Genomic DNA, 26493 nt, shown 5'->3' with positions numbered 1-26493 from the left:
AACCCCGAGCACCTCAGTCCACGAGGTCCCGTACAACCCCGTCCGCCAGCAACCGCCCCCGCAAGGTCAGCACCGCGCGCCCGTCCTCATACGGCCCCGCATCCAGAAGCCCGTCCGACAAAGCCCGCCGCGACGCGGCAAGCCCCTCCTCCCGCAGCAACGCCAACGGCACCCCCTCCCGCAGCCGCAACTCCAGCAGAATCCGCTCGACCCGCCGGTCCTCCTCCGCCAGCACCTCACGCCCGGCCCCAGGCGACCGCCCCACCGCCAGCGCCCCCGCATAAGCGCCCGGATGCTTGACGTTCCACCACCGCACGCCCCCCACATGGCTGTGCGCCCCCGGCCCGGCCCCCCACCAGTCGGCCCCCCGCCAGTACAGCTCGTTGTGCAGACACCGCCCCGCCTCCGAGGTCGCCCAGTTGGACACCTCGTACCACTCGAACCCCGCCGAGGACAGCGCCTCCTCGGCGATGAGATAGCGGTCGGCGTGCACATCGTCGTCCGTCATGGGGACCTCGCCCCGGCGGATACGACGGGCCAGCTGCGTGCCTTCCTCGACGATCAGCGCGTAGGCGCTGACATGGTCCGGCCCCGCCCCCAGCGCCGCGCTCAGCGTGGCCCGCCAGTCGTCGTCGCTCTCCCCCGGCGTGCCGTAGATCAGGTCGAGGTTGACGTGCTCGAAGCCCGCCGCCCGCGCCTCCGCCACACACGCCTCGGGGCGCCCGGGCGTATGCGTACGGTCCAGCACCTTCAGCACATGCTGCCGCGCGCTCTGCATGCCGAACGAGATCCGGTTGAAGCCGCCCTCCCGCAGCGCGGCGAGATACGCCGGATCCACCGACTCCGGATTCGCCTCCGTCGTGACCTCGGCGTCCGGCGCGAGTCCGAACTCGTCACGGATCGCGCCCAGCATCCGTACGAGATCACCGGCGGCCAGCAGCGTGGGCGTCCCCCCGCCCACGAACACCGTACGAACGGGCCGCGGATCATCGCCCAGCACCTTGCGTGCCAGGCGGACCTCCTCGACCAGCGTCTCGGCGTAGTTGTCGCGGGAGGCCAGCACACCGCCCGTGCCGCGCAGCTCGGTCGCCGTGTAGGTGTTGAAGTCGCAGTAGCCGCAGCGGGTCGCGCAGTACGGGACGTGCAGATAGAACCCGAGCGGGCGGTCGGCGGCCCCGGCGAGCGCGGACACGGGCAGCGCGCCGTCGTCGGGGACGGGCTCGCCGTCGGGAAGTGCGGAAGGCATGCCTTCCATTGTCCAGCACCCGCGCGGTCGCTCCGTCTGCTCACTCCGCCTGGAGCACCAGCAGCGCGAGATCGTCGGCCGGGGGCCGGGCCCCGAACTCGTGCACCAGCCGTTTGATCCGCTCGGCTATCAGCTCGGCGTCCAGCCCCGCGCACCCGGCCAGGGCTGCCGCGAGCCCGTCCTCGTCGTCGAACTGGCGGGAGCCGGAGCGGCGCTCGGTCACGCCGTCGGTGACGCACAGCAGCGTGTCGCCGGGCCGCAGCTCGAAGGTGTCGCTGGTGTACGTGGCGTCCTCGACGACGCCCAGGAGGGTCTGCGGCCGCGCTGTCGCGTGGACCTCGCCGCCCGCCCCGAGCAGCAGGGGCAGCGGATGCCCGGCGGAGGCGACGGTGCAGCGGACACCACCGTCGAAGGGGACCAGTTCGCCGTAGAGCAGGGACAGGAAGCGGGTCTGGGGGCCGTCGCCGGGCGGGGTCGGCCGGGCGCCCGCGGCCACCAGCGCCCGGGCCGCCGCGTCGGCGGCCTCCGTGGCGTCGTCGAGGAGGAGCTGGTTGAGGCGGTCGAGGACGTCGGCGACCCGGTAGCCCTCCCGGGCCAGCAGCCGCAGCCAGGGCCGGGCCAGTCCGATCACGACGGCCGCTTCGGGCCCCTTGCCCTGGACGTCGCCGACGGCGAAGCACCAGCGGCCGTCTCCGGCCGGGAACAGGTCGTAGAAGTCGCCGCTGGGCCCGCCCTTGTCGTACGGCTCGTAGACGAGCGCGCTGCGCACCCCGGGGATCTCGGCGACGGCGCCGGGCAGCAGTCCGCGCTGGAGTACGGCACTGATGGTGGCCTGGCGGGCGTACTGGCGGGCGGCGCCGATGGCGAGGGCGACGCGGCGGCTGAGATCCTCCACGAGGCCGGTGATCTCGTCGGGGAAGCCGGCGGCCCCGGACCGGCCGATGACCAGGGTGCCCAGCGGGCGTCCCCCGGCGACCAGCCGGTACGCGAGCGCCGACCCCGGCTCGCCCGGCGCGTCACCGAGCGCCTCGCCCGGCCAGGGATAGTCGACGGGCCAGGACCCGGGCGGGTCGGACGGGTGCGGCGGGTCCTTCTCCAGGGCCCGGCGCAGCTCCTCGATGCGGTTCTCGCTGCCGTGCCAGACCCGGGCCAGGCGCGCCCCGCCCGCTCCGGCCCCGCCGCTCCAGCCGCCGCCGGTGGCCTCGTCCTCCAGCCACACCGCGCACCAGTCGGCCAGCCGCGGCACGATCAGCTGCCCGGCGAGGGCGGCTACCAGGTCCTCGTCGAGCTGCCCGGCGAGCAGGTCGGAGGCCTCCGCGAGGAAGGAGAGGGCCCCGCGGCCCAGCCAGGCACCGTCGCGCCCGTCACAGCCGCCCTCGTGACGGTCCCGCCAGTCCCGTACGTCGTTCCAGTCACGTGAGTCCCGTAGGCCACGGGGGTCTTGTCGGTCCGGTGAGCCCTGTCGGTCCCGTAAGCCGCGAGAGTCCTGCACAGCGCGAGAGTGCTGCGCGTCCCGGAAGTCCTGCGCGTCCCGCCGACCCCGTCCGGCCTCCCTCGACTCCCCCGCGTCCGCCGCGTCCGACGCACCCGGCAGCCCTTCGGCCTCCCAGCCCTGGCGCGGCTCCGGTGCCAGGATCTCCGCCACCCGCAGCCCGCGCGCCAGCGCCTGCTCCTCGGCGTACGCCTCGATCTGCTCGCCCGCCGCGCACCCCCCGGCGGGCAACCGCGCCCACACGGTCTTCCGGCCCGTGCGGTACGTGATGCCCCAGGCCTCGGAGAGCGCGCCGACGAGCCGCAGGCCGCGCCCGTACTCGGGCATGTCGTGCGGTGTCTCCGGTTCGCCGCCGCGCGGGGCGCGTGAGGGGTGGTGGTCGCAGACCTCGACGACGAGCGCGACCGTCTCCGTGTCGACGCCGTCGCCGCCGTCGCCGCGGTCGCCGCCTTCGGCGCCCTCCAGCCGGCACTCCAGCTCGACGTCCGTGCCGGCGTGCACGACGGCGTTGGTGACGAGCTCGCTGACGACGAGCGTGGCGTCGTCGGCGAGGCGGTCGGTGAGGTGCTCGGTGCCGGGCAGACCGAGCCGGGTCCACTCGGCGAGCGCCGAGCGCACCAGGGCGCGCGCGGTGCCCGGCGCGAGCGAGCTGCCGGACAGGGTCGCGTGCGCCCGCGCGCACTCCCGTGCGGGCGCCTGGGATATGGGTGCGGGCGCCGCGCAGGCCGGGGCGCACACGTCGGGCGTGCGTGTCTCGGCGGTCGGTACGGGCTCCTCGGAGACGAGCGCGTCCTCACCGGACGCGGGCGTCTCCGAAGCGTGTGCAGGCGCCTGCGAGGCACGGGAGGCGGTCTCCCGTTGCGTCGGAATGGCCCCCATGGACAGCTCCCCGGGCAGTTCGTACGAATACGCCACAGTCGATGCCGACAGAGTGACAGACTGACCCCGCCCATAAGCGCCGAGTTACCGAAGTGGGCCGCCATGAGTGAGAACAGTGCTACGCCTGTGGTCGAAGACCGGTACGAAGACGGTCAGATTCGTACATCCGATCTGCGTCCACTCCTTGCCGCGATGACCGCCGCACGCGACGGCGACTTCACCAAAGTGCCGGAATCCGGCCACGGGATGGTGGCCGAACTCACCGCGGTCTACAACCAGATCATGGACCGCAGCGTGCACTTCACCACCGAGGTCCAGCGCGTCCGACGGGAGCTGGTGCGGCACGGCCGGCTCGACGAGCGCCTCTCGGCCAGCCCGGGCCAGGGCCTGTGGACCTCCCGCGTCAACGACGTGAACCAGCTCCTCGACGCCTTGGTCGCCCCGGCGGCGAACGCCACGCGCGTACTGGACGCGGTGGCCGGAGGCGATCTGACCCAGCGGGTCGATCTGCACGACGGGACCCGGCAGTTACGCGGCGACCTGCGTCGCCTCGGCCGGGCCGTGAACACGATGGTGGACCAACTGTCCCTCTTCACGGGCGAGGTGACCCGGGTCGCGCGCGAGGTCGGCACCGAGGGACGGCTCGGCGGCCGGGCCAATGTGCGCGGCCTGTCGGGCAGTTGGCGGGACGTCACCGAGGCCGTCAACACCATGGCGTCCCGGCTGACGGCCCAGGTGCGGGACATCGCGGCCGTGACGACGGCGGTGGCCCGGGGCGACCTGACCCGCACGGTCACGGTGGAGGCGACCGGCGAGCTGCTGGAACTGAAGCTGACCGTGAACACGATGGTCGACCAGCTCTCCGCCTTCGCCGACGAGGTCACGCGCGTCGCCCGCGAGGTCGGCACCGAGGGCCAGTTGGGCGGCCGGGCGCAGGTGCGGGGCGTGTCGGGGGTCTGGAAGGACCTCACCGACAACGTCAACTTCATGGCGTCGAACCTGACCTCCCAGGTCCGCAACATCGCCCAGGTGACCACGGCCGTGGCCAACGGCGATCTGTCCCAGAAGATCACGGTCGCCGCGCAGGGCGAGATCCTGGAGCTCAAGTCGACCATCAACACGATGGTCGACCAGCTCTCCGCCTTCGCCGACGAGGTCACGCGCGTGGCCCGCGAGGTCGGCACCGAAGGCAACCTCGGCGGCCGGGCGCAGGTCAGGGGCGTCTCCGGGGTCTGGAAGGACCTCACCGACAACGTCAACTTCATGGCGGACAACCTCACCTCCCAGGTGCGGAACATCGCCCTCGTCTCCACCGCCGTCGCCCAGGGCGACCTCGGCAAGAAGATCACGGTGGAGGCCAAGGGCGAGATCCTGGAGCTCAAGTCCACGATCAACACGATGGTCGACCAGCTCTCCGCCTTCGCCGACGAGGTCACGCGCGTCGCCCGCGAGGTCGGCACCGAAGGCAACCTCGGCGGTCAGGCCCAGGTCAGGGGCGTCTCCGGGGTCTGGAAGGACCTCACCGACAACGTCAACTTCATGGCGCTGAACCTGACCTCCCAGGTGCGCAACATCGCCCAGGTGACCACCGCCGTCGCCAACGGCGACCTGTCGAAGAAGATCACGGTCGACGCCCGGGGCGAGATCCTGGAGCTGAAGGACACCGTCAACACGATGGTGGAGCAGCTGCGCGCCTTCGCCGACGAGGTGACCCGCGTGGCCCGCGAGGTCGGCACCGACGGCCGGCTCGGCGGACGGGCCCAGGTGCTGGGCGTCTCCGGCGTCTGGCGGGACCTGACGGACAACGTCAACTACATGGCCGACAACCTCACCTCCCAGGTGCGCAACATCGCCCAGGTGGCGACGGCCGTGGCGCAGGGCGACCTGTCCCGGAAGATCGACGTGGACGCGCGCGGCGAGATCCTGGAGCTGAAGACCACCATCAACACGATGGTCGACACGCTGTCCTCCTTCGCCTCCGAGGTCACCCGCGTGGCCCGCGAGGTCGGCAGCGAGGGCCAACTGGGCGGCCAGGCCCGGGTCGAGGGCGTCTACGGCACCTGGAAGCGCCTGACGACGAACGTCAACGAACTCGCGCTCAACCTCACCACCCAGGTCCGCGCCATCGCCGAGGTCGCCTCCGCCGTGGCCCAGGGCGACATGTCCCGCTCGATCACGGTCGAGACGCGCGGCGAGGTCGCCGAGCTGAAGGACAACATCAACCTGATGGTGGCCAACCTCCGCGAGACGACCCGCGCGAAGGACTGGCTGGAGTCCAATCTGGCCCGCCTGGCCGCCCTGATGCAGGGCCACCGCGACCTGATGGAGGTCGCCGACCTGATACTCCGGGAGCTGACCCCGCTGGTGAACGCCCAGTACGGCGCGTTCTACCTGGCCGACCCGGACGAGGACGGCGCGGTCCTGCGCACCGCCGTGCCGATCAAGGGCCTGGCCTTCATCGCCGGCTACGGCGCCGCCCAGGACGCGACCGTGGAGACCGGCGGCCTCCCCGTGCACGGCCTGGTCGCGCAGGCGGCCCGGGAGAAGAAGCGGATCCTGGTGGAGGGCGCCCCGCCCGACTACATCAAGATCAACAGTGGCCTGGGCGAGGCGGCCCCCACCACGATCGTCATCATCCCGATCCTCTTCGAGGACAAGCTCCTCGGTGTCATCGAGCTCGCCTCGTTCTCCCGCTTCTCCGATGTGCACCTGGCGTTCTTCGACCAGTTCGTCAACACCATCGGCGTCGCCATCAACACGATCATCGCCAACTCCCGCACGGAGTCCCTGCTCGGCGAGTCCCAGCGCCTCGCCATGCAGCTCCAGGAGCGCTCGGACGAACTCCAGAAGCAGCAGGGCGAGCTGCAGCGCTCCAACGCCGCACTGGAGGAGAAGGCCGCCCTGCTGGCCACGTCCTCGCAGTACAAGTCGGAGTTCCTGGCGAACATGTCGCACGAGCTGCGCACCCCGCTGAACTCCCTGCTGATCCTGGCCCGGCTGCTCTCCGACAACCCGGACGGCCGTCTCTCCGACCAGGAGGTGCAGTTCGCGACGACGATCCACCGCTCGGGCTCGGACCTGCTCCAGCTGATCAACGACATCCTCGACCTGTCGAAGATCGAGGCGGGCCGGATGGACGTACGCCCCAAGCGGCTCCCGCTGATCAAGCTGCTCGACTACGTCCACGCCACGTTCCGCCCCCTCACCATCGACCGGGGCCTCGCCTTCGAGGTCGCGGTCGGCGAGGACGTGCCGCGCGAGATGTACTCGGACGAACAACGGCTCCAGCAGATCCTGCGCAATCTCCTGTCCAACGCGATCAAGTTCACCGCGTCGGGCAAGGTCGAGCTGCGGGTCGACCGGGTGGTGCAGGATGCCGAGCGCCACCATGTCCGGGACGCCGACGACGTCGTCGCCTTCGCCGTGTCCGACACGGGCATCGGCATAGCGCCGGAGAAACTCCCGGTGATCTTCGAGGCGTTCCAGCAGGCCGACGGCACCACCAACCGCAAGTACGGCGGCACCGGCCTCGGCCTGTCGATCAGCCGGGAGATCGCGGGCCTGCTCGGCGGCCGGATCATCGCCGAGAGCGAGCCCGGCAAGGGCTCCAGGTTCACCCTGTACGTCCCGGTCGTCAGCCCCGGCCACACGGCTCCGATTCCGGTCCCGGAGGAGCGCGCTGCCCTGCCCCTGCCCCTCCAGTCGACGGTGGGACCCTACCCGGCCGCGCACGACACGGAGGACTCCTGGCCGGCGCCGACGAAGCTGGAGGCGTGGACGTCCGGCAGGCCGGGCCGGATCCTGGCCGGGCGCCGGGTGCTGATCGTCGACGACGACATCCGCAACGTGTTCGCCCTGACCCATGTCCTGGGCCGGGTCGGCATGACCGTGCTGTACGCGGAGAACGGCCGCGAGGGCATCGAGACCCTGGAGCGCAGCGCGGACGTCGAACTGGTCCTGATGGACATCATGATGCCGGAGATGGACGGCTACGAGACCATCTCCGCCATCCGCCGCGCTCCCCGCTGGACGGGCCTGCCGATCGTGGCGCTGACCGCGAAGGCGATGCCGGGCGACCGGGAGAAGTCCATCGCCCGCGGCGCCAACGACTACGTGCCCAAGCCGGTGGACATCGACCGGCTGCTGACGGTCGTGTGCGAACTGCTGGACCCGGAGCACGCGGAGGACACAGAGGACCCGGCGGAGGAGACTCGACCGTCATGAGCACCGATCGCGCCGGAATCCTCCTGGTCGACGACATGGAGGACAACCTGACCGCCCTGGAGGCCGTCCTCGCCTCCCTCAACGAACCGCTGGTCCGCGCCCGTTCGGGCGAGGAGGCCATGAAGGCCCTCCTGCGGCAGCCGATCGCCCTGGTCCTGCTCGACATCCGCATGCCGGGCATGGACGGCTTCGAGACAGCCGCCCACATCAAACGCCTCGACCAGACCCGAGACGTCCCGATCATCTTCCTGACCGGAGCGGACGACGACTCGGGCTACGCCTTCCGCGGCTACGCGACCGGCGCCGCCGACTACCTGACGAAGCCCTTCGACCCATGGGTCCTACGCGCGAAGGTCAGCGTCTTCCTGGACCTCTACCGCAAGGGCAGAGAGGTGGAACGCCTGCGAACGGAGATCCAGGACCTCAAACGCCGAGTTGGTTCGGCCACCTAGGGGCGCGGGGAACTGCGCGAGCAACCACGAACAACCCGCAGCCGCCCGCGCTCCCGACCCACACCTACGCCTCGCGAGAGCCTTCGTACATCTCCTCGATCAGATGCTTGTACTCCCGCTCCACAACCGGCCTCTTCAACTTCAGACTCGGCGTGATCTCCCCGTGCTCCACATCAAGATCCCGCGGCAGCAACCGGAACTTCTTGATGGTCTGCCACTTCTGAAGCCCCTCGTTGAGCTGCTTCACATACCCGTCGACCATCGCCACCGTCGCGGGCGCGGCCACGATCTCGGCGTACGACTTCCCCCCGAGCCCGTTCTCCTTCGCCCACTCCACGATGGCCAACTCGTCAAGAGCGATCAGCGCCGTGCAGAAGTTCCGGTCGGCCCCGTGCACCAGGATGTTGGACACGTACGGGCACACCGCCTTGAACTGCCCCTCGACCTCCGCCGGCGCGATGTACTTGCCGCCCGAGGTCTTGATGAGGTCCTTCTTGCGGTCGGTGATCCGCAGGTACCCGTCGGCCGACAGCTCCCCGATGTCCCCGGTGTGGAACCAGCCGTCCGACTCCAGCACCTCGGCGGTCTTCTCGGGCAGCCCGTGGTAGCCCTCCATGATGCCGGGGCCGCGCAGCAGGATCTCCCCGTCGTCCGCGATCCGCACCTCCGTGCCGGGCAGCGGCTTGCCGACCGTACCGGTGCGGTAGGCCTCGCCCGGGTTCACGAACGAAGCCGCCGAGGACTCGGTGAGGCCGTAGCCCTCGAGGATGTGGATGCCGGCGCCGGAGAAGAAGTACCCGATCTCCGGCGCGAGGGCGGCCGACCCGGAGACACAGGCCCGCAGGTTGCCGCCGAAGGCCTCACGGATCTTGGCGAACACCAGCGCGTCGGCGACCTTGTGCTTGGCGCCGAGGCCGAAGGGCACGGACAGGGTGCCGGTGCGCCGGAAGTTGTCCTGGGAGACCTTGGCGTACTCGCGGGCGACCTCGGCCGCCCACTGGAAGATCTTGTACTTGGCCCCGCCGCCCGCACGGGCCTTGGCGGCGACGCCGTTGTAGACCTTCTCGAAGATGCGCGGCACTGCAGCCATGTACGTGGGCTGCACGATCGGCAGGTTCTCGATGATCTTGTCGACGCGGCCGTCCACGGCGGTGACGTGCCCGACCTCGATCTGGCCGGAGGTGAGCACCTTGCCGAAGACGTGCGCGAGGGGCAGCCACAGGTACTGCACGTCCTCGCTGCTGACCAGGCCGGTCGCGGCGATCGCCTTCGCCATGTACGACCAGTTGTCGTGCGGAAGGCGCACGCCCTTGGGGCGGCCGGTGGTGCCGGAGGTGTAGATGAGGGTGGCGAGCTGGTCCTTGGTGATGGCGCCGACCCGCTCCTTGATCAGGTCGGGGTCCTTCTCCAGGCGGGCCGCGCCGCGCTTCTCCAGCTCGTCGAGGGTGAGGATCCAGTCGGCGCTCTCCTCGCTCGCCAGACCCGCCGGGTCGACGACCACGACATGGGTCAGCTCGGGCAGCTCGGCGCGCTTCTCCTTCGCCTTGGCCAGCTGGTCGACGTTCTCCGCGATGAGCACCCGGCTCTCGGAGTCCGACAGGATGTAGGCGGACTCCTCGGCGTTGGTCTGCGGGTACACCGTGGTGGTCGCGGCGCCCGCGCACATGATGCCGAGGTCGGCGAGGATCCACTCGATCCGGGTGCTGGAGGCGAGCGCGACGCGCTGCTCGGCCCGCACGCCCAGCTCGATGAGTCCCGCCGCGATGGCGTAGACCCGTTCGGCGGCCTGCGCCCAGCTCAGCGACTTCCACTCGTCCGGCCCCTGACCGGAGGACGATGGGACCGGATACCGATAGGCCTCGGCGTCCGGCGTGGCCGCCACGCGCTCCAGGAACAGGCCCGCCACCGACGGCGGACGGTTCTCGATCAGGGTCTGTGTGTCGCTCACGACGTCCTCCGGGGCCCGCGTCAGGCGGCTGGCTCAGGTGCGGCTGGTTTTACTCGCGAGCCGTTGTTTAACTCGCGAGTAACTATCGAGCAGGGATCAGAGTAAAGGCCGACCGGTCCCCGCGTAAGGGCCCACGGCCTGTCTCTTCGTACAGACAGCTACCCCACGTGCGCACAGGGGCCCGCCGCGCTCTCGCACGGCGGGCCCCTGTTCTACCCGGTTTGGGGTGTAACCCACGGTAATCCGTGACTACTTCTTGCCCTTGCCCGACCCCGCGCTGTCATCGCTGGACAGGACCGCGATGAAGGCTTCCTGCGGAACCTCTACGGAACCCACCATCTTCATCCGCTTCTTGCCCTCCTTCTGCTTCTCCAGCAGCTTCCGCTTACGGGAGATGTCACCGCCGTAGCACTTGGCGAGGACGTCCTTGCGGATGGCGCGGATGGTCTCGCGGGAGATGACCCGGGAGCCGATGGCCGCCTGGACGGGGATCTCGAAGGCCTGGCGCGGGATCAGCTCGCGCAGCTTGGCGACGAGCCGCACGCCGTACGCGTACGCCGCGTCCTTGTGCGTGACCGCCGAGAAGGCGTCCACCTTGTCGCCGTGCAGCAGGATGTCGACCTTGACGAGACTGGAGGCCTGCTCGCCGGTGGGCTCGTAGTCGAGCGAGGCGTAGCCCTTGGTCTTGGACTTGAGCTGGTCGAAGAAGTCGAAGACGATCTCCGCGAGGGGAAGCGTGTAGCGGATCTCCACGCGGTCCTCGGAGAGGTAGTCCATACCGAGCAGCGTGCCGCGCCGGGTCTGGCACAGCTCCATGATCGCGCCGATGAACTCACTCGGGGCGAGGAGCGTGGCGCGTACGACCGGCTCGTACACGTCGTTGATCTTGCCCTCGGGGAACTCGCTCGGGTTTGTCACCGTGTGCTCGGTGCCATCCTCCATGACCACGCGGTAGACCACGTTCGGAGCGGTGGCGATGAGGGCGAGCCCGAACTCGCGCTCGAGCCGCTCACGGATGACGTCGAGGTGGAGAAGGCCCAGGAAGCCGACGCGGAATCCGAAGCCGAGGGCCGCGGAGGTCTCCGGCTCGTAGACCAGCGCGGCATCGTTGAGCTGGAGCTTGTCGAGGGCCTCGCGCAGCTCCGGGTAGTCGGATCCGTCGAGGGGGTAGAGGCCGGAGAACACCATCGGCTTGGGTTCCTTGTACCCGCCGAGGGCCTCGGTGGCGCCCTTCTGCAGGCTGGTGATCGTGTCACCGACCTTGGACTGGCGGACGTCCTTCACACCGGTGATGATGTAGCCCACCTCGCCGACACCGAGGCCGTCGGCGGACAGCATCTCGGGTGAGTTCGTCCCGATCTCGAGCAGCTCGTGCGTGGCGTTGGTGGACATCATCCGGATGCGCTCACGCTTGTTGAGCTGGCCGTCGACGACTCGAACGTACGTGACGACGCCGCGGTAGGAGTCGTAGACCGAGTCGAAGATCATCGCGCGGGCAGGCGCGTCCGCGACGCCGACCGGGGCCGGCACCTCGGCGACGACCTTGTCGAGCAGCGCGTCGACGCCCACGCCGGTCTTCGCGGAGACCTTGAGGACGTCCTCCGGGTCGCAGCCGACGAGGTTGGCGAGCTCCTCGGAGAACTTCTCCGGCTGGGCGGCCGGGAGGTCGATCTTGTTCAGTACAGGGATGATCTTGAGGTCGTTCTCCATCGCCAGGTAGAGGTTGGCGAGAGTCTGGGCCTCGATGCCCTGGGCCGCGTCGACCAGGAGGACGGTGCCCTCGCAGGCTGCGAGCGACCGCGAGACCTCGTAGGTGAAGTCGACGTGGCCCGGAGTGTCGATCATGTTGAGGATGTGCGTGTTGCCCGGCTCCTCGGTGGGAGCCCACGGCAGACGCACCGCCTGGGACTTGATCGTGATGCCGCGCTCACGCTCGATGTCCATGCGGTCGAGGTACTGGGCGCGCATCTGCCGCTGCTCGACCACTCCGGTCAGCTGAAGCATCCGGTCGGCGAGCGTGGACTTGCCGTGGTCGATGTGCGCGATGATGCAGAAGTTGCGGATCAGAGCCGGGTCGGTACGGCTCGGTTCGGGCACATGGCTAGGGATCGCGGGCACGCAGGGTCCTGATTCTTGAGGCGTCCGCAGGGTCTGCGGTCTCGGGTCGGATCGATACGTAGCCTCCATGGTCCCACGCGTGGGGAGCATGGACGGGTTTGGGCCGTGGATGGGCCCGCTGGTACCGTGGGGGGCTGTGCCTCATGCCCTCTCAGCAGGAGGCGCTACCTTCAAGAAATCATCGGTGCGGGTCCCGCGCGGTCCCGTGCCAGAACCTGAAAAGGCTCATTCGTGGCGAACATCAAGTCCCAGATCAAGCGGATCAAGACCAACGAGAAGGCGCGGCTGCGCAACAAGGCCGTCAAGTCCTCCCTCAAGACCGCGATCCGCAAGGCCCGTGAGGCTGCTGCCGCGGGTGACGTCGAGAAGGCCAACGAGTACCAGCGCGTTGCCGCGCGTCAGCTCGACAAGGCCGTCTCCAAGGGCGTCATCCACAAGAACCAGGCTGCCAACAAGAAGTCGGCGCTGGCTCAGAAGGTCGCCGCGCTCAAGGGCTGACATCTGATGTGACGCCGGGGGGAATCGAGCGGGCCCTCTCTCATCCGCTCCCTTCCGGCACCCCTGAGGATCCGCGCGCGGCCTGCGTTCGCCACGCGGGCGCGGATCCAGCAGCTTGAATCGAAGGCCGGGTGCCTCTCCCGTTCCCCATGGGAGGGCACCCGGCCTTCGGCCTGTTCAGGACCAGAACGCGTTGTTCTTGTCGATGTCCTCGACGCATTCGTCGAGGTCGGTGACCTTGTCGCCGACGATCCGGAAGATGATGCAGCCGGTGTCGTCGAGGCGCTTGCCCCGGCGCTCTGCGGTGAAGCGGTTCATCGCGACCACATGGCCCCGGCCGTCGACACAGATGCCGATCAGTTCGGAATCCATCGTCCCGTCGGTCTCCATGCCGAGCCGCTCGTACATCTCGATGATCGCGTCCACCCCTTTGAAGTCGCCCGACAACGGGTGATCTCCCGGTACGTGGTGTGTGGCGTCCGACGCGATCATCCCGCGCAAGGCGTCCATGTCGCCGCGCGAGAAGGCTTCGAATCCCTTGCGGACGAGCGCTGCGTGCGGGTGTTCAGCCATGACCCTCGCCACCTCTCCGTCACTGGGCGACGTACGGCTGACACTCCCGATTCTCCCTCCGGCCGTCACTCGCGGCACAGTGGAGAGATGAACGGTGACAACAGGGACGTGCTGGCCCGGGCCCGCGTGGCGACCAGGCTGCCCGCCCAGGACCTGGACCGGGCGCGGCGCTTCTACGCCGAGAAGCTCGGCCTGGAGCCCGCCGACGAACGCCCCGGCGGGCTGCTCTACCGCTGCGGCGGCGGGGAGTTCGTCCTGTTCCGCTCTACGGGTACCTCGCCCGGCACCTTCACCCAGATGGCGCTGGAGGTCGACGACATCGACGCCGCCGTGGCGGAGCTGAAGCGGCGCGGTGTGGTCTTCGAGGAGGTCGACCTGCCCGGGTTCCGCACACGGGACGGGATCGCCGAGGTCGAGGGAAACTACCCGAGCAAGGGCGCCCGCGGTGAACGCGGCGCCTGGTTCCACGACAGCGAGGGAAACCTACTGGGCATCGGCGAGCCCGTCCGCTGAAGGGAAGCCTGCCGGGCACCGACGCGCCCGTCCGCTGAGGAGCCGCCCCTACCCTCGCCCCCTGGACCTGGCCGCCCGGGGGAAAACCCGGCGGCTGATTCGGGGACAGCGAGGGAAACCTGCCGGGCATCGACGCGCCTGTCCGCTGAGGAGCCAGCCCATACCCTCGCCCCCTGGCCCCGGCCACCCGGGGGAAAACCCAGCGGCTGGTCCGCGACAGCGAGGGAAACCTGCCGGGCATCGGCCAGCCCGTCCGCTGAGGAGCTGGCCCCCTACCTCCTGCCCTGGACCTGGCCGCCCGGGCGAAACCCCGGCGGCTGGTCCGCGACAGCGAGGGAAACCTGCCGGGCATCGACGCCCCCGCCCCCTGAGAAGCGGCGCCTATCCTCGCCCCCGGGACCGGGCCGCCCGGGCGATGGCGACGACCGCCTTCTCCAGGGCGTAGCCCGGGTCGTCACCGCCGCCCTTCACTCCCGCGTCCGCCTCGGCGACCGCGCGCAGCGCCACGGACACGCCGTCCGGGGTCCAGCCGCGCATCTGCTGCCGGACCCGGTCGATCTTCCATGGCGGCATCCCCAGCTCGCGCGCGAGATCGGCCGGCCGGCCGCCGCGCGCCGAGGACAGCTTCCCGATCGCCCGGACGCCCTGCGCCAGCGCGCTGGTGATCAGCACCGGCGCCACCCCGGTCGCCAGCGACCAGCGCAACGCCTCCAGCGCCTCCGCAGCCCGCCCCTCGACCGCCCGGTCGGCGACCGTGAAGCTCGACGCCTCGGCCCGGCCGGTGTAGTACCGCCCGACGACCGCCTCGTCGATCGTCCCCTCGACATCCGCGACCAGCTGCGAGACCGCCGACGCCAGCTCCCGAAGATCGCTCCCGATCGCGTCGACGAGCGCCTGACACGCCTCCGGCGTGGCCGACCTCCCCGTCGCCCGGAACTCGCCCCGCACGAACGCCAGCCGGTCCGCCGGCTTCGTCATCTTCGGACAGGCCACCTCGCGCGCCCCGGCCTTGCGCGCCGCGTCGAGCAGCCCCTTGCCCTTGGCCCCTCCGGCGTGCAGCAGCACGAGGGTGATCTCCTCGGCGGGCGCTCCGAGATAGGACTTGACGTCCTTGATCGTGTCGGCCGAGAGATCCTGCGCGTTGCGTACGACCACGACCTTGCGCTCAGCGAAGAGCGACGGACTCGTCAGCTCGGCGAGCGTGCCGGGCTGCAACTGGTCCGGGGTCAGATCCCGTACGTCCGTGTCGGCGTCGGCGGCCTTCGCCGCGGCCACCACCTCCTGCACGGCGCGGTCGAGCAGCAGGTCCTCCTGGCCCACGGCGAGCGTCACCGGGGCGAGAGGGTCGTCATTCGCAGTCTTCCTGGCCATCGCGACAAGCATCCCACGCGCCACTGACAACGGCCCCGGACGCACCGGGGTATGCCCAGCCCCCTACGGCTCTTCCCGCCAGCCGTCCCACTCCCCGGCGAACCGGTCCAGCTGCCCGGCGTCCAGCCGCCCGGCCTCGTCCCTCAGGACGACCAGCCACTGCGCGTCCTCGGCGTCGTCCTCACCGGCCAGCGCGTCCCGTACGAGCTGCGGCTCCTCGACGACCCCGAACCTCTCCCCGAGCGCCTCGACCACCTCTTCCGCGGCATCACGGTCGGGCAGCACCAGCACATGTCGCACATCACTCACGCCGGACATTGTCCGACACCGCGTCGCGGCCCGATCCGCCGGATCCGCCGGTTCAGCCCTTGCGGACGACCTGCACATCGAGATCGATCTTGATGCTCGGCCCGACCACCGCGATGCCCCGCGCCAGCATCGTCTGCCAGCTCACGGTGAAGTCGTCCCGGTGCAGCTCGGTCGTGGCCCGGCAGGCCGCCCGCACCTCGCCCTCCATGCCGTTGCCCAGCCCCAGGTACTCCGTGTCCAGCGTGACCGTCCGCGTGACGCCGTGCAGCGACAGCGCCCCCGTCACGGCCCACCGGTTCGCGCCCTTGTGCACGAACCGGTCGCTGTAGAACTCCAGCGTCGGGAACTTCGCGATGTCCAGGAAGTCCGCCGACCGCAGATGGTCGTCACGCATCCTCACGTTGGTGTCGATGGACGCCGCGTCGATCACCACATGCATCGCCGACCGCTCCAGCGGATCGGCGACCCGTATGACGCCCGCGAACGACTTGAACTGCCCGTGGATCCGGGCCAGTCCGATGTGCCGCGCGGTGAAGCCGAGCGAGGAGTGCGCCGACTCGATCTCCCAGTCGCCGGGCTCGGGCAGCTCCGGCGGCCGGGCCACCTGCAGCGTCACGTCCCCGAGCGACGCGAGCGTGTTCTCGGCGACCTGCGTGGTCGCCCGGTACGGCGTGTACCCCTCCGCCGACACCGCGAGCCGGTACTCCCCCGCCGGCACCGTCGTCACGAACGACCCGAACGGATCCGCGCCCCCGCTGACCACCGCACGCCCCATGGCGTCGGTGACCGCGAACTCGGCGTGTCTGACCGGCTCGTTGACCGGGTCGAGCACCCGACAGCTCAACACCCCCGCACTCGGCGGTGTCGGCACCGCCGCCAGGGGGCTCGTCCGTTGCACCCGGTTGGTTCGGCTTCCCAGCCAGCGGCTGATCATCTGGACACCTCGTGCGACTCGAAGTCAGCGGTTTGATCACTGTTCACCGAGGACGCATTCGACCACCGATGAGGCTTTCGAGGCAACACGCGACCACATCACGGGAATCCAGCACATGTGATGGGACTACTCCCGAGTAGAACCGACTAGAACCATGTGGACCGTGTGTGGACGGTGTGCCCCTTCTGGTCCGGATCAGCCTTCCCGGCCGGTCCGGATCAGCCTTCCTCGCCGCCGCCCCGGACCACGGGCACCGCATCGAGCTCGATCCCGAACCGCTCCCGATACACCCCGAGCACCTCGTCGTCCGTCCCCAGCTCCCTCACCTCCCGCGTCCCGTCGGCCTCCGTCACCGTGAACTTGCGTCCGCTGAGCGTGATCCTCCCTCCGTCCTCCGTGACCCGCGAACAGACCAGCGACCGCGTGAAGTGCGACACCGGCGACGTGCTGTGCCACCACGCGCCGGCCACGAAGTCACCGAGCGCCCGCGGCCGCATCTCCAGGCGGTACTGCGGTCGGCCGTCACGGATCACATGCAGGTCCGCCGCCTCCGCCGTGTCGTGCCCACCGCGCACCCCGGCCGCGTCCGGCCCCGCCTCCACGATCCGGAACGTGCCCCCCGGGTCCTCCTGTTCTCCCCTCTCCCCGAACTCCAGCGGAAGATGGCTGTGCGCCCCGAACCCGACGTCGGCCAGCCAGTCGCCCCCGTCCACCGTCCGTACCCGCAGCGCGAGATGGTCGTACGGGATTCCGAGCCGCCCCTCGTCCCCGTACACCCGCCCCGCGAGCAGCGACACCTCGTAACCCAGCGCGGCGAGCAACGCCCCGAAGGCGCCGTTGAGTTCGTAGCAGAACCCGCCCCGCCGAGCGCCCACCACCTTGTCCAGCAGCCGCTTCTCCTCCAGCACGATCTCCTCGCCGAGATGGATCGAGAGGTTCTCGAACGGCACGGCCACCAGATGCCGCAGGTGCAGCTCGCGCAACGCGTCGACGGTGGGCCACGCCGGGGGCTCGACCCCGAGGCGGTGGAGATAGGCATCAACCTGTGCTGAGTTCATGCCCTCAGTCTCGCGCCACCCTCAGCTCTCCGCGCCCTCCTATGACCGCCAGTGCGCCGTCCCTGTCCGTCCGCAGCACCGTCGCACCTCCGGCGCGCAGCGCCGCCACCGTGCCGGACGCCGGATGCCCGTAGGTGTTGTTCGCGCCGCAGCTGATCAGGGCCAGCCGCGGGGCCGCCCGGCGTATGAGGCCGGGGTCCTGGTAGGCCGAGCCGTGGTGGGCGACTTTCAGCACGTCCACGCCCTCCAGTTCCTCGGCCGCCGGCGATCTGGCCAGTGCCCGCTGGGCCGGGGGTTCGAGGTCCCCGAGGAGCAGCAGCCTAAGCCCCGCCGTCCGGACCAGCATGGCCACACTGGCGTCGTTCGGCCCCTCCGGCACCGGGTGGGCCGGGAGCACCTGCGGACGCGAACCCGGTGGATAGGCCGCCGACGGCGGTGGCGGGCTCGGCGGCGGCCACACCACCTGCCAGGACAGCCCGCCCGCGCGGCGCCGCTCCCCGACGGCGGCACTCGTCACGGGCACCCGCCGGGCCGCCGCCTGTCTCCGGACGAACGCGGCCTGGTCGGCGGGCTCCTCGAAGTCCGTCGTCTCGATCGCGCCCACGGCCCGTCCGCGCAGCACGCCGGGCAGCCCCGCCACATGATCTGCGTGGAAGTGGGTGAGCACGACCAGCGGGATCCTGGTGATGCCGAGTGCGCGCAGGCAGTGGTCGACGAGCTGCGGATCGGGCCCCGCGTCCACCACCACGCCGGCGCCCTCACCCGCCGCGAGCACCATGGCGTCGCCCTGCCCCACGTCACACATCACCAGCCGCCAGCCCGGCGGCGGCCAGCCCGTGATCACCCGGGTCAGCGGCGGCGGCTGCACCACCGCCAGCGCCAGCAGCAGCCCGCAGACCCCGCACCACCACGGATGCCCGAGCAGCCGCCGCCCCACGAGCAGCACCACCAGGGTCACGGCCGCGAGCAGCGCCGCGCCCGCCCAACTGCCCGGCCAGTCCACCCCCGCTCCCGGCAGCGCCGCTCCGGTCCGGGCGATCTCCGCGATCCATTCGGCGGGCCACTGCGCACACCACGCCAGGGCCTCGGCCACCGGCATCCCCACCGGTGCCGTGGCCAGGGCCGCGAAACCCAGCACGGTGGCGGGTGCGATCGCGAACTCCGCGAGCAGATTGCACGGCACCGCGACCAGGCTCACCCGCGACGACAGCACAGTGACCACGGGCGCGCACAGCGCCTGCGCGGCGGCAGCGGCGGCCAGCCCCTCGGCCAGCCTGGGCGGCACCCCGCGCCGCCGCAGCCCGGCGCTCCACCGCGGCGCCAGCGTGAGCAGCGCCCCGGTGGCCACGACGGACAGCAGGAACCCGTAACTCCGCGCCAGCCACGGGTCGTACAGCACCAGCAGCAGGACCGCCGTCGCCAGCGCCGGGATCAGCGACCTCCGCCGACCGGTCGCGAGGGCGAGCAGCGCGACCGCCCCGCAGGCCGCCGCCCGCAACACGCTCGGATCCGGTCTGCAGACCACGACGAACCCGAGGGAGAGCGCACCCCCGAGCACCGCCGTCCCCCGCAGGGAGATACCGAGACGCGGCGCGATCCCCCGCCGTTCGGCATGTTGCGCCAGGCCCGGCGGCCCGAGCAGCAGGGCCAGCAGAATCGTGAAATTCGCTCCGGAAACAGCCAACGTGTGCGTGAGGTCGGTCTCCTTGAAGGCCTCCTCCAGCTCCGGGGTGATCCGCGAGGTGTCGCCCACCACCAGCCCCGGCAACAGAGCCCGAGCATCCGCCGGCAGCCCGCCGGTCGCCTCCCGCAGCCCGGCGCGCAATCGCCCGGCGAGCCGCTGCGCCCCCGAGGGCTCTCCCACCACCTCCGGTACGCCCTGGTCCCGCACCCGCAGCACGGCCGCGACCCGGTCGCCGCCCGTCATCGCGGGCGCCAGCCGCGCGCTGACCCGCAGCCGCGTCGACGGCAGCAGCCCGAGCCACGGCGACCGCACCCGCTCACCGGCCACCGACCCCGGCGGCCCACCCCCGGCACCCCCGGCACCGCGGTGGGCCGACCTCACGTCGACGATCATCAGCACCGGCGTCCGCGTCACCGCTGCCCTGCCACCCGCCTCGTGGACCCGCCGCACCTCGGCGTCGACCAGTACGGCGGTGGGAGCCACGTGATCGCCCCGGACCTTGGGACGGGTCAACCGTGGGTCGGAGGTGAGCTCGACCTCGGCGGTCACCGTCGCGTACTCCCGCGCCAGGCCGGGCACGGGCCCCCGGCGCAGATCCGCCCCGTGCAGCCCCGCCGAGGCGGCGGCAGCGGCGACGCAGAGCAGCACGGCGGTGGCCGACGCGCGCGGCCAGGACGCCGTACCGGATCTCCGAGCCAGCGGCAACAGGCCGACGGCCAGCAGACAGCCGGCCACGATGCCCGCAGCCCACCCCGGCGATGCACCCAGCACCAGCGCCGCCGTCCCCCAGGCCGCGAGGGCGGGAGGCACGAGCCTCAGGTCGGTGGGGCCTTCCTGCCGAGGACGCGCGGTGCCGAGACGCTTCCCGGACGAGGCATGCACGGACGACCGAGCCTGCTCGGACGAGGCTCCGGCTCCGGCTCCGGCTCCGGCTCCGGCTCCGGCTCCGGCTCCGGCTCCGGCTCCGGGAGCGGCCTCGTCCCGCCGCACCGGCGGGTCAAGGGCCGTCCTCATGGCCGTACGAGATTCCGCAGGTCGGCGAAGCGGCGGTCGCCGATGCCGTTCACCTCGCGCAGTTCGTCCACGGAACGGAAACCGCCGTGCCGCGTGCGGTAGTCGATGATGTGCTGCGCCAGCACCGGGCCCACACCCGGCAAGGTGTCGAGCTGATCGGCGGTGGCCATGTTGAGGGAGACCGGGGCCGCCGGCATCGCGCCGCCCGCCGCACCACCGGCCGGACCTCCGGCAGCCGTACCGCCCGCCCCGGTTCCTGCCCCGGTTCCCGCGGCGGGGGCCGGTCCTCCGACGACCACCTGTTCGCCGTCCACGAGGAAGCGGGCGCGGTTGAGACCGTCGGTGTTCGTCCCGGGCTTCACACCTCCCGCCGCGCGCAGGGCGTCCGCGACGCGCGAGCCGCTCGGCAGCCGATGGATTCCGGGTTCACGGACCTTGCCGCCGACGTCCACGACGATCTCGGGCTGCCCTGCGGCACCCGTCGCCTTCGCCGCCCCCGCGGGCACGCCCGGCCCCCGCTCCTCCTCGGCCTGCCCGCCCTGGCCCTGCTCCCCGTACGGCACCGCCGCTCGCACCACCTCGGGCGGCCGCACGGACTGGGTCCGGCCGGTCCAGAAGTGCTGCACGGCGAACACCGCGGCCACGACGAGCACCACACTCAGAGCGAGCACACTCCGCAGCTCCAGCCCACACCTGGCCTGCAACCACAACGGCATGCGCTCCCGCAGCGCGAGCCCGGCCCGCTCCCGCCAGGCCCCTTCCGCGACACGGCCCGCCGCTCCGCCGTCGGACTCGGCGGGGACGTCGGGCTCCAAGCAGGGCTCCACAACAACTCCGTGCCGATCCCGCTCCCGCGGAGCACGATCCCCGTCATCCGCCTCCACGACAGCCCAGGAAGGCCGCCCCGGAACCGACGGCCCCTGCCCCGACTCCCGCCGTTCCTCGACCCGTTCAACCGACCCGACCCATTCAGCAGGCTCGACCCGTTCATCCGGCCCAGCCCGCTCGGCAGGCCCAGCCCGTCCGCCGTGCTCTCCGAACAGCACCCCCGCCCGCCGACGCAGTTCCTCCGCAGAAGCATGACGGTGCCGAGCCCGGACGCCTGCGCCATGCGGGCGGCGGCGAGGGTGCCGGACCCGCCCGTCGGACGTGGGTCCACGGCCCGGGCCGCTGGTCGCAGTCGCTGTACGTGAACGTGATCGAAGTCCCATGCGACGAGGATCGGCCACCTCGGCCCACCCGCGATGATCTTGGTCAATTCCCGGGGACAACCGCCCGGCTGTGGACAACTCCGCCACTCACACGGGTGATCGGAGCCGATGCCCGCAGCCCCGCAGCAACGTTCACCGCGGCGAAACCACAACTCCCAGCAGCCCGGGCCCCGTATGCGCCCCGATCACCGCGCCGACCTCGCTGACATGCAGATCGGCCAGCCCGGTCAACCGCGTCCGCAGCCGGTCGGCGAGGGCCGACGCCCGGTCCGGGGCGGCGAGATGGTGGACGGCGACATCGACCTGCGCGCCGCCCGCCCGGTCGGCCGCGATCTCCTCGAGGCGGGCGATCGCCTTGGACGCGGTCCGCACCTTCTCCAGCGGTTCGATGCGGCCGTCGGCCAGTTGCAGCAGCGGCTTCACCGCGAGCGCCGAGCCCAGCAGGGCCTGGGCGGCGCCGATACGACCGCCGCGGCGCAGGTAGTCGAGGGTGTCGACGTAGAAGTAGGCGGACGTGCCCGCGGCCCTCTTCTCCGCTGCCGTGACGGCCTCGTCCACCGTTCCGCCCGACTCCGCGGTCTCCGCCGCGGCGAGCGCGCAGAACCCGAGCGCCATCGCGATCATGCCGGTGTCCACCACCCGCACGGGCACCGGCGCCTGGCGCGCGGCCACGACGGCCGCGTCATAGGTGCCGGAGAGTTCGGCGGAGAGGTGGAGGGAGACGATGCCGGTGGCGCCGGACTCGGCGACCTTGCGGTACGTCTCCTCGAAGACGGCGGGGCTGGGCCGCGAGGTCGTCACGGGACGCCGCTTCTGCAAAGCCTGTGCGAGAGCACGGGTCGAGATCTCGGTGCCCTCTTCGAGCGCCCGGTCACCGAGGACCACCGTCAGGGGTACCGCTGTGATGCCGTGGCGCTCCATCGTCCGGGCCGGCAGGTAGGCCGTTGAATCGGTGACGATCGCGACATGGCGGGACATGAGCTGGAGGTTACCTGCCGTAGTGCCCGTGCGGCAGCCCGGCCCCTGTGCCTCGCGGCGCGCGTGGCCGGATCAAGTGGTGCTCTCGGGGCGGGCCTTCTTCTGCCAGGAGTAGGTGGGGCGCGGTCCCGGCGGGGTGATGGCGGGCCTTGCGGGCTCCTGCTCAGGGCTCGGCTGCGGCGCTTCCGGCCAGGTCTGCCCGGCTGTGGTGGCATCGGCGGCGGGCGCTTCGGGCCACGGCCGGGAGGCGGGCTCGGGCTCCGGCGTCGTCCAGTGCCGCAGCGCCCCGGCCTCCACGTCGATCTGGGCGCTGAGCGTGTCGAGGTCGTCCTCGGCGAAGCGGCGGGCCCGGTCGCGGGCCGCCCAGCGCAGTGCGTCCGCGGACTGCGTGATGCGTTCGGTGCGCTCGCGCAGCCCGGGCAGCCGCTGGGTCAGCGCGCCGCGGTCCGGCTCGGTCTCCAGGCGCTTCAGCTCGTCGTCCAGCTCGTGGCCGTGCGCACTGAGCCGTTGGAAGAGGCCGATGGACTCCTTCAGGGACTCGTCCTCGGCGACGGCCGCGTTCAGCGCGTCCTGGGTGGCGCGCATCGAGGTGCGCAGTTTCAGTCGCAGCTGGGCGATCTCTCCCGCGGCGCCGGGCTGGGCGAAGGACTTGGCCCGCAGGGTGTGGTCCTCGACGGTGCGGCGGGCCTGGGTGAGGCCGCGGTCCACACCGCGCTTGGCGGCACCGACCACCTTCACGGTCGCGTAGACGCCGAGCCCGAGAAAGAGCACGAAAAGCAGGGCGAATACTGCGATCACTGCTTCCACCGGCTCCTCCTCAGGGCATCGCGGCACACCTCACGTCGCTCTTCAACGGTAAACGCAACAGGCAGGTCCGGAGTTCCGGAAGAACCCCGAACCTGCCCGTAGAGGACCATCACAGGACCACTAGGGGTCACCCCGAAAGCGGTCCCCAGCCCCCGCGCCTACGCCGGAACGATGTTCACCAGCTTCGGTGCCCGCACGATCACCTTCCGGATCCCGGCCCCGCCCAGCGCGGCGACGACCTTCTCGTCCGCCAGGGCGACCTTCTCCAGCTCGTCGTCGGAGATGGCCGGCGAGACCTCCAGCCGCGCCTTGACCTTGCCCTTGATCTGCACGACGCACGTCACGGTCTCGTCGACCACGTACTGCGGGTCGGCCACCGGGAAGTCGTGGTGCACCACCGAGTCCGTGTGCCCCAGCCTGCGCCACAGCTCCTCGGCGACGTGCGGGGCCAGCGGCGCGACCATCAGCACCAGGGCCTCGGCGACCGGACGCGAGACGGCGCCGCCCGCCTTGGTCAGGTGGTTGTTCAGCTCGGTGACCTTGGCGATGGCGGTGTTGAACCGCATGCCCTCCAGGTCACCGCGCACCCCGTCGATCGCCTTGTGCAGGGCGCGCAGCGTCTCCTCGTCCGGCTCCGCGTCGACGACGGTCACCTCGCCGGTCGCCTCGTCGACGATGTTGCGCCACAGCCGCTGCAGCAGCCGGAACTGGCCCACCACCGCGCGCGTGTCCCACGGCCGGGAGACGTCCAGGGGGCCCATCGCCATCTCGTACAGGCGCAGCGTGTCGGCTCCGTACTCGGAGCAGATCTCGTCCGGAGTGACCGCGTTCTTCAGCGACTTGCCCATCTTGCCCAGCAGACGGGTGACCTTCTCGCCCTGGTAGTAGTACGCGCCGTCGCGCTCCTCCACCTCGGCGGCCGGCACCGCGATGCCACGGCTGTCGCGGTAGACGTAGGCCTGGATCATGCCCTGGTTGTACAGCTTGTGGAACGGCTCGGCCGAGGAGACGTGCCCCAGGTCGTACAGCACCTTGGACCAGAAGCGCGCGTACAGCAGGTGCAGCACGGCGTGCTCGGCGCCGCCGACGTACAGGTCGACACCGCCGTGCGGCTGGCCCTCGCGCGGGCCCATCCAGTACTGCTCGATCTCGGGGTCGACCAGCTTCTCGGAGTTGTGCGGGTCCAGGTAGCGCAGCTCGTACCAGCAGGAACCGGCCCAGTTGGGCATGGTGTTGGTCTCGCGGCGGAACGTGCGCGGGCCGCGGCCGTCGCCCAGGTCCAGCGTGACGTTGACCCAGTCCTCGTTGCGGGACAGCGGCGTCTCGGGCTGGGTGTCGGCGTCGTCCGGGTCGAACGTGCGGGGCGAGTAGTCCTCGACCTCGGGCAGTTCCAGGGGCAGCATCGACTCGGGCAGCGCGTGGGCGATGCCGTCCTCGTCGTAGGCGATCGGGAAGGGCTCGCCCCAGTAGCGCTGGCGGCTGAACAGCCAGTCGCGCAGCCGGAAGTTGACGGTTCCCTCGCCGGTGCCGGACCGCTCCAGCCACTCGGTGATGCGCGCCTTGGCCTCGGCGACGCCCAGGCCGTCCAGGCTGATCTCGTCGTTCGACGAGTTGATGATCTTCGCGTCGTACGACCCGAAGGCGTTCTCCCAGGTCGAGGTGTCCGTGCCACGGCCGTCGGTGGGCTCGACGATGCAGTGGATCGGCAGCTCGAAGGCGCGCGCGAACTCGAAGTCGCGCTGGTCTCCGGCCGGGACGGCCATGATCGCGCCGGTGCCGTAGCCCATCAGCACGTAGTCGGCGATGAAGACCGGGACCTGCTCGCCGTTGACCGGGTTGGTGGCGTACGCGCCGATGAAGACGCCGGTCTTGTCCTTGGCCTCGGCCTGGCGCTCCACGTCGGACTTCGAGGCGGCCTGCGCGCGGTAGGCGCTGACGGCCTCACGGGGGGTCGCGTGGCCGCCGGTCCACACCTCGTGGGTGCCCTCCGGCCAGGCGGCCGGGGTGAACTTCTCGACCAGCGGGTGCTCGGGGGCCAGCACCATGTAGGTGGCGCCGAACAGGGTGTCCGGGCGAGTGGTGAAGACCGTGATGCGCTCGCCGTCGACGGGGAAGTCGACCCGGGCGCCCTCGGAGCGGCCGATCCAGTTGCGCTGCTGCAGCTTGATGGCCTCGGGCCAGTCCAGCGCGTCCAGGTCCTCCAGCAGCCGGTCGGCGTAGGCGGTGATGCGCATGTTCCACTGGCGCAGCTTGGACTTGAAGACCGGGAAGTTGCCGCGCTCGGAGCGGCCCTCGGAGGTGACCTCCTCGTTGGCCAGCACGGTGCCCAGCCCGGGGCACCAGTTGACCGGCGCGTCGGAGGCGTAGGCCAGCCGGAACTCACCCAGGACGTCGGCCTGCTCGGCGGCGCTCAGCTCGCTCCACGCGCGCGTGTGTCCCGGAACGGGCCGCTCACCGGAGGCGAACAGCTCGATCAGCTCGGCGATGGGGCGGGCCCGCCCGGCCTCGTGGTCGTACCAGGAGTTGAAGATCTGCAGGAAGATCCACTGGGTCCACTTGTAGTAGTCCGGGTCGATCGTGGCGAACGACCGGCGCTTGTCGTGGCCCAGGCCCAGCCGGCGCAGCTGGGACTTCATGTTCTCCATGTTGGCTTCGGTGGACACGCGCGGGTGCGTGCCGGTCTGCACCGCGTACTGCTCGGCGGGCAGGCCGAAGGCGTCGAAGCCCAGGGTGTGCAGGACGTTGTGGCCGGTCATCCGCTGGAAGCGGGCGAACACGTCCGTGGCGATGTAGCCCAGGGGGTGACCGACATGCAGGCCCGCGCCGGAGGGGTACGGGAACATGTCCATGATGAACTTCTTGGGCTTGGCGACGGTCTCCCGCTCGCCCGCCAGGTCACCCTTCGGGTTGGGCGCGCCGTAGGTGTTGTCGGCGTCCCAGATGTCCTGCCAGCGTGCCTCGATCTCGGCTGCCATGGCGGCCGTGTAGCGGTGCGGCGCCGCCACCTCGGCGGCGGCAGCGGGGTTCGTCTCGCTCATGATCCTCAAAGCTCCATCGATCGTCTCTGCCTGCGGCTGTGGGTTCGAGAAACGAAAAATCCCCTCGCACAGGAGGGGACGCCGCGCCGATTCCGGCCACTCGACTCGTCCGGTGGCCGGGACTGATCAGCGCGGCCCGCTAAGCA

Annotated in this window: 18 protein-coding genes; 4 read left to right on the top strand and 14 right to left on the bottom strand. The window is 71.0% G+C overall.

All coding sequences use genetic code 11. The annotated features are described in order from the left end of the window. Positions 1 to 13: 13 nt before the first annotated feature. The gene (gene hemW / locus ACFT4A_RS07915; RefSeq protein ID WP_382826938.1) at positions 14 to 1246 is read right to left on the bottom strand and encodes a radical SAM family heme chaperone HemW; all 1233 of its coding nucleotides are present in this window, start codon (positions 1244 to 1246) and stop codon (positions 14 to 16) included. 40 nt (positions 1247 to 1286) lie between these two features. Continuing rightward, positions 1287 to 3617, bottom strand: coding sequence for a SpoIIE family protein phosphatase (locus ACFT4A_RS07910; RefSeq protein WP_382826937.1), 2331 nt, complete (start codon positions 3615 to 3617; stop codon positions 1287 to 1289). 192 nt (positions 3618 to 3809) lie between these two features. On the opposite strand from ACFT4A_RS07910, the gene ACFT4A_RS07905 reads away from it, so the two are divergent. Together ACFT4A_RS07905 and ACFT4A_RS07900 are read left to right on the top strand one after the other, a co-directional pair. After that, on the top strand, positions 3810 to 7841 hold the full coding sequence (locus ACFT4A_RS07905; RefSeq protein WP_382826936.1) for a HAMP domain-containing protein: 4032 nt from the start codon (positions 3810 to 3812) through the stop codon (positions 7839 to 7841). Further along, on the top strand, positions 7838 to 8293 hold the full coding sequence (locus ACFT4A_RS07900; RefSeq protein ID WP_382826934.1) for a two-component system response regulator: 456 nt from the start codon (positions 7838 to 7840) through the stop codon (positions 8291 to 8293). The genes ACFT4A_RS07905 and ACFT4A_RS07900 overlap by 4 nt, the downstream gene beginning before the upstream one ends. Positions 8294 to 8357: 64 nt before the next feature. Here the strand turns inward: ACFT4A_RS07900 and ACFT4A_RS07895 are convergent, their stop codons facing one another. After that, positions 8358 to 10241 (bottom strand): AMP-dependent synthetase/ligase, encoded by a 1884-nt coding sequence (locus ACFT4A_RS07895; RefSeq protein ID WP_382826932.1) that lies wholly within the window; start codon positions 10239 to 10241, stop codon positions 8358 to 8360. Between the two features lie 249 nt (positions 10242 to 10490). Continuing rightward, positions 10491 to 12359 (bottom strand): translation elongation factor 4, encoded by a 1869-nt coding sequence (lepA, locus tag ACFT4A_RS07890; RefSeq protein ID WP_215121468.1) that lies wholly within the window; start codon positions 12357 to 12359, stop codon positions 10491 to 10493. A 231-nt stretch (positions 12360 to 12590) separates the two neighbouring features. On the opposite strand from lepA, the gene rpsT reads away from it, so the two are divergent. Then, a complete protein-coding gene (gene rpsT / locus ACFT4A_RS07885; RefSeq protein WP_311125643.1) occupies positions 12591 to 12857 on the top strand; it encodes a 30S ribosomal protein S20 in 267 nt (88 codons plus the stop codon). 177 nt (positions 12858 to 13034) lie between these two features. On the opposite strand, the gene ACFT4A_RS07880 is transcribed toward rpsT, so the two are convergent. Continuing rightward, the gene (locus tag ACFT4A_RS07880; RefSeq protein ID WP_382826930.1) at positions 13035 to 13430 is read right to left on the bottom strand and encodes a nuclear transport factor 2 family protein; all 396 of its coding nucleotides are present in this window, start codon (positions 13428 to 13430) and stop codon (positions 13035 to 13037) included. Between the two features lie 87 nt (positions 13431 to 13517). Here ACFT4A_RS07880 and ACFT4A_RS07875 point away from each other — a divergent pair, with 87 nt between their 5' ends. After that, on the top strand, positions 13518 to 13943 hold the full coding sequence (locus ACFT4A_RS07875) for a VOC family protein (protein ID WP_382826928.1): 426 nt from the start codon (positions 13518 to 13520) through the stop codon (positions 13941 to 13943). Between the two features lie 381 nt (positions 13944 to 14324). Here ACFT4A_RS07875 and holA read toward each other — a convergent pair whose 3' ends face one another. The 9 genes from holA to leuS all read right to left on the bottom strand — a co-directional run bounded on the left by holA (position 14325) and on the right by leuS (position 26347). After that, the gene (holA, locus tag ACFT4A_RS07870; protein WP_382826927.1) at positions 14325 to 15314 is read right to left on the bottom strand and encodes a DNA polymerase III subunit delta; all 990 of its coding nucleotides are present in this window, start codon (positions 15312 to 15314) and stop codon (positions 14325 to 14327) included. A 63-nt stretch (positions 15315 to 15377) separates the two neighbouring features. Next, complete coding sequence (locus ACFT4A_RS07865) at positions 15378 to 15623, bottom strand: hypothetical protein (RefSeq protein WP_382826925.1); 246 nt, start codon at positions 15621 to 15623, stop codon at positions 15378 to 15380. A 52-nt stretch (positions 15624 to 15675) separates the two neighbouring features. Next, a complete protein-coding gene (locus ACFT4A_RS07860; RefSeq protein ID WP_382826923.1) occupies positions 15676 to 16557 on the bottom strand; it encodes a YceI family protein in 882 nt (293 codons plus the stop codon). A 218-nt stretch (positions 16558 to 16775) separates the two neighbouring features. Next, positions 16776 to 17615 carry an arylamine N-acetyltransferase gene (locus tag ACFT4A_RS07855; protein ID WP_382826922.1) on the bottom strand — a complete coding sequence of 280 codons (840 nt, stop codon included), beginning with the start codon at positions 17613 to 17615 and terminating at the stop codon, positions 16776 to 16778. Between the two features lie 4 nt (positions 17616 to 17619). Further along, positions 17620 to 20313 (bottom strand): ComEC/Rec2 family competence protein, encoded by a 2694-nt coding sequence (locus tag ACFT4A_RS07850; RefSeq protein ID WP_382826920.1) that lies wholly within the window; start codon positions 20311 to 20313, stop codon positions 17620 to 17622. After that, positions 20310 to 21524, bottom strand: coding sequence for a helix-hairpin-helix domain-containing protein (locus tag ACFT4A_RS07845; RefSeq protein WP_382826918.1), 1215 nt, complete (start codon positions 21522 to 21524; stop codon positions 20310 to 20312). Before ACFT4A_RS07845 ends, ACFT4A_RS07850 begins: the two co-directional genes overlap by 4 nt. Positions 21525 to 21656: 132 nt before the next feature. Next, entirely contained in the window at positions 21657 to 22502 is an 846-nt protein-coding gene (locus ACFT4A_RS07840) for a DegV family protein (protein ID WP_382826916.1), read from the bottom strand. A 72-nt stretch (positions 22503 to 22574) separates the two neighbouring features. After that, entirely contained in the window at positions 22575 to 23309 is a 735-nt protein-coding gene (locus ACFT4A_RS07835) for a hypothetical protein (protein ID WP_382826915.1), read from the bottom strand. A gap of 158 nt (positions 23310 to 23467) precedes the next feature. Beyond that, positions 23468 to 26347: a leucine--tRNA ligase gene (leuS, locus tag ACFT4A_RS07830; RefSeq protein ID WP_382826913.1), complete on the bottom strand. Its 2880-nt coding sequence runs from the start codon at positions 26345 to 26347 to the stop codon at positions 23468 to 23470. Positions 26348 to 26493 lie beyond the last annotated feature (146 nt).

This window comes from Streptomyces sp. NPDC057099 (genome assembly GCF_042671245.1).
Classification (GTDB): Bacteria; Actinomycetota; Actinomycetes; order Streptomycetales; family Streptomycetaceae; genus Streptomyces; species Streptomyces purpurascens.
Note: the sequence above shows the minus strand (reverse complement) of the source record. Positions and strands in the feature narration are given on the sequence as shown.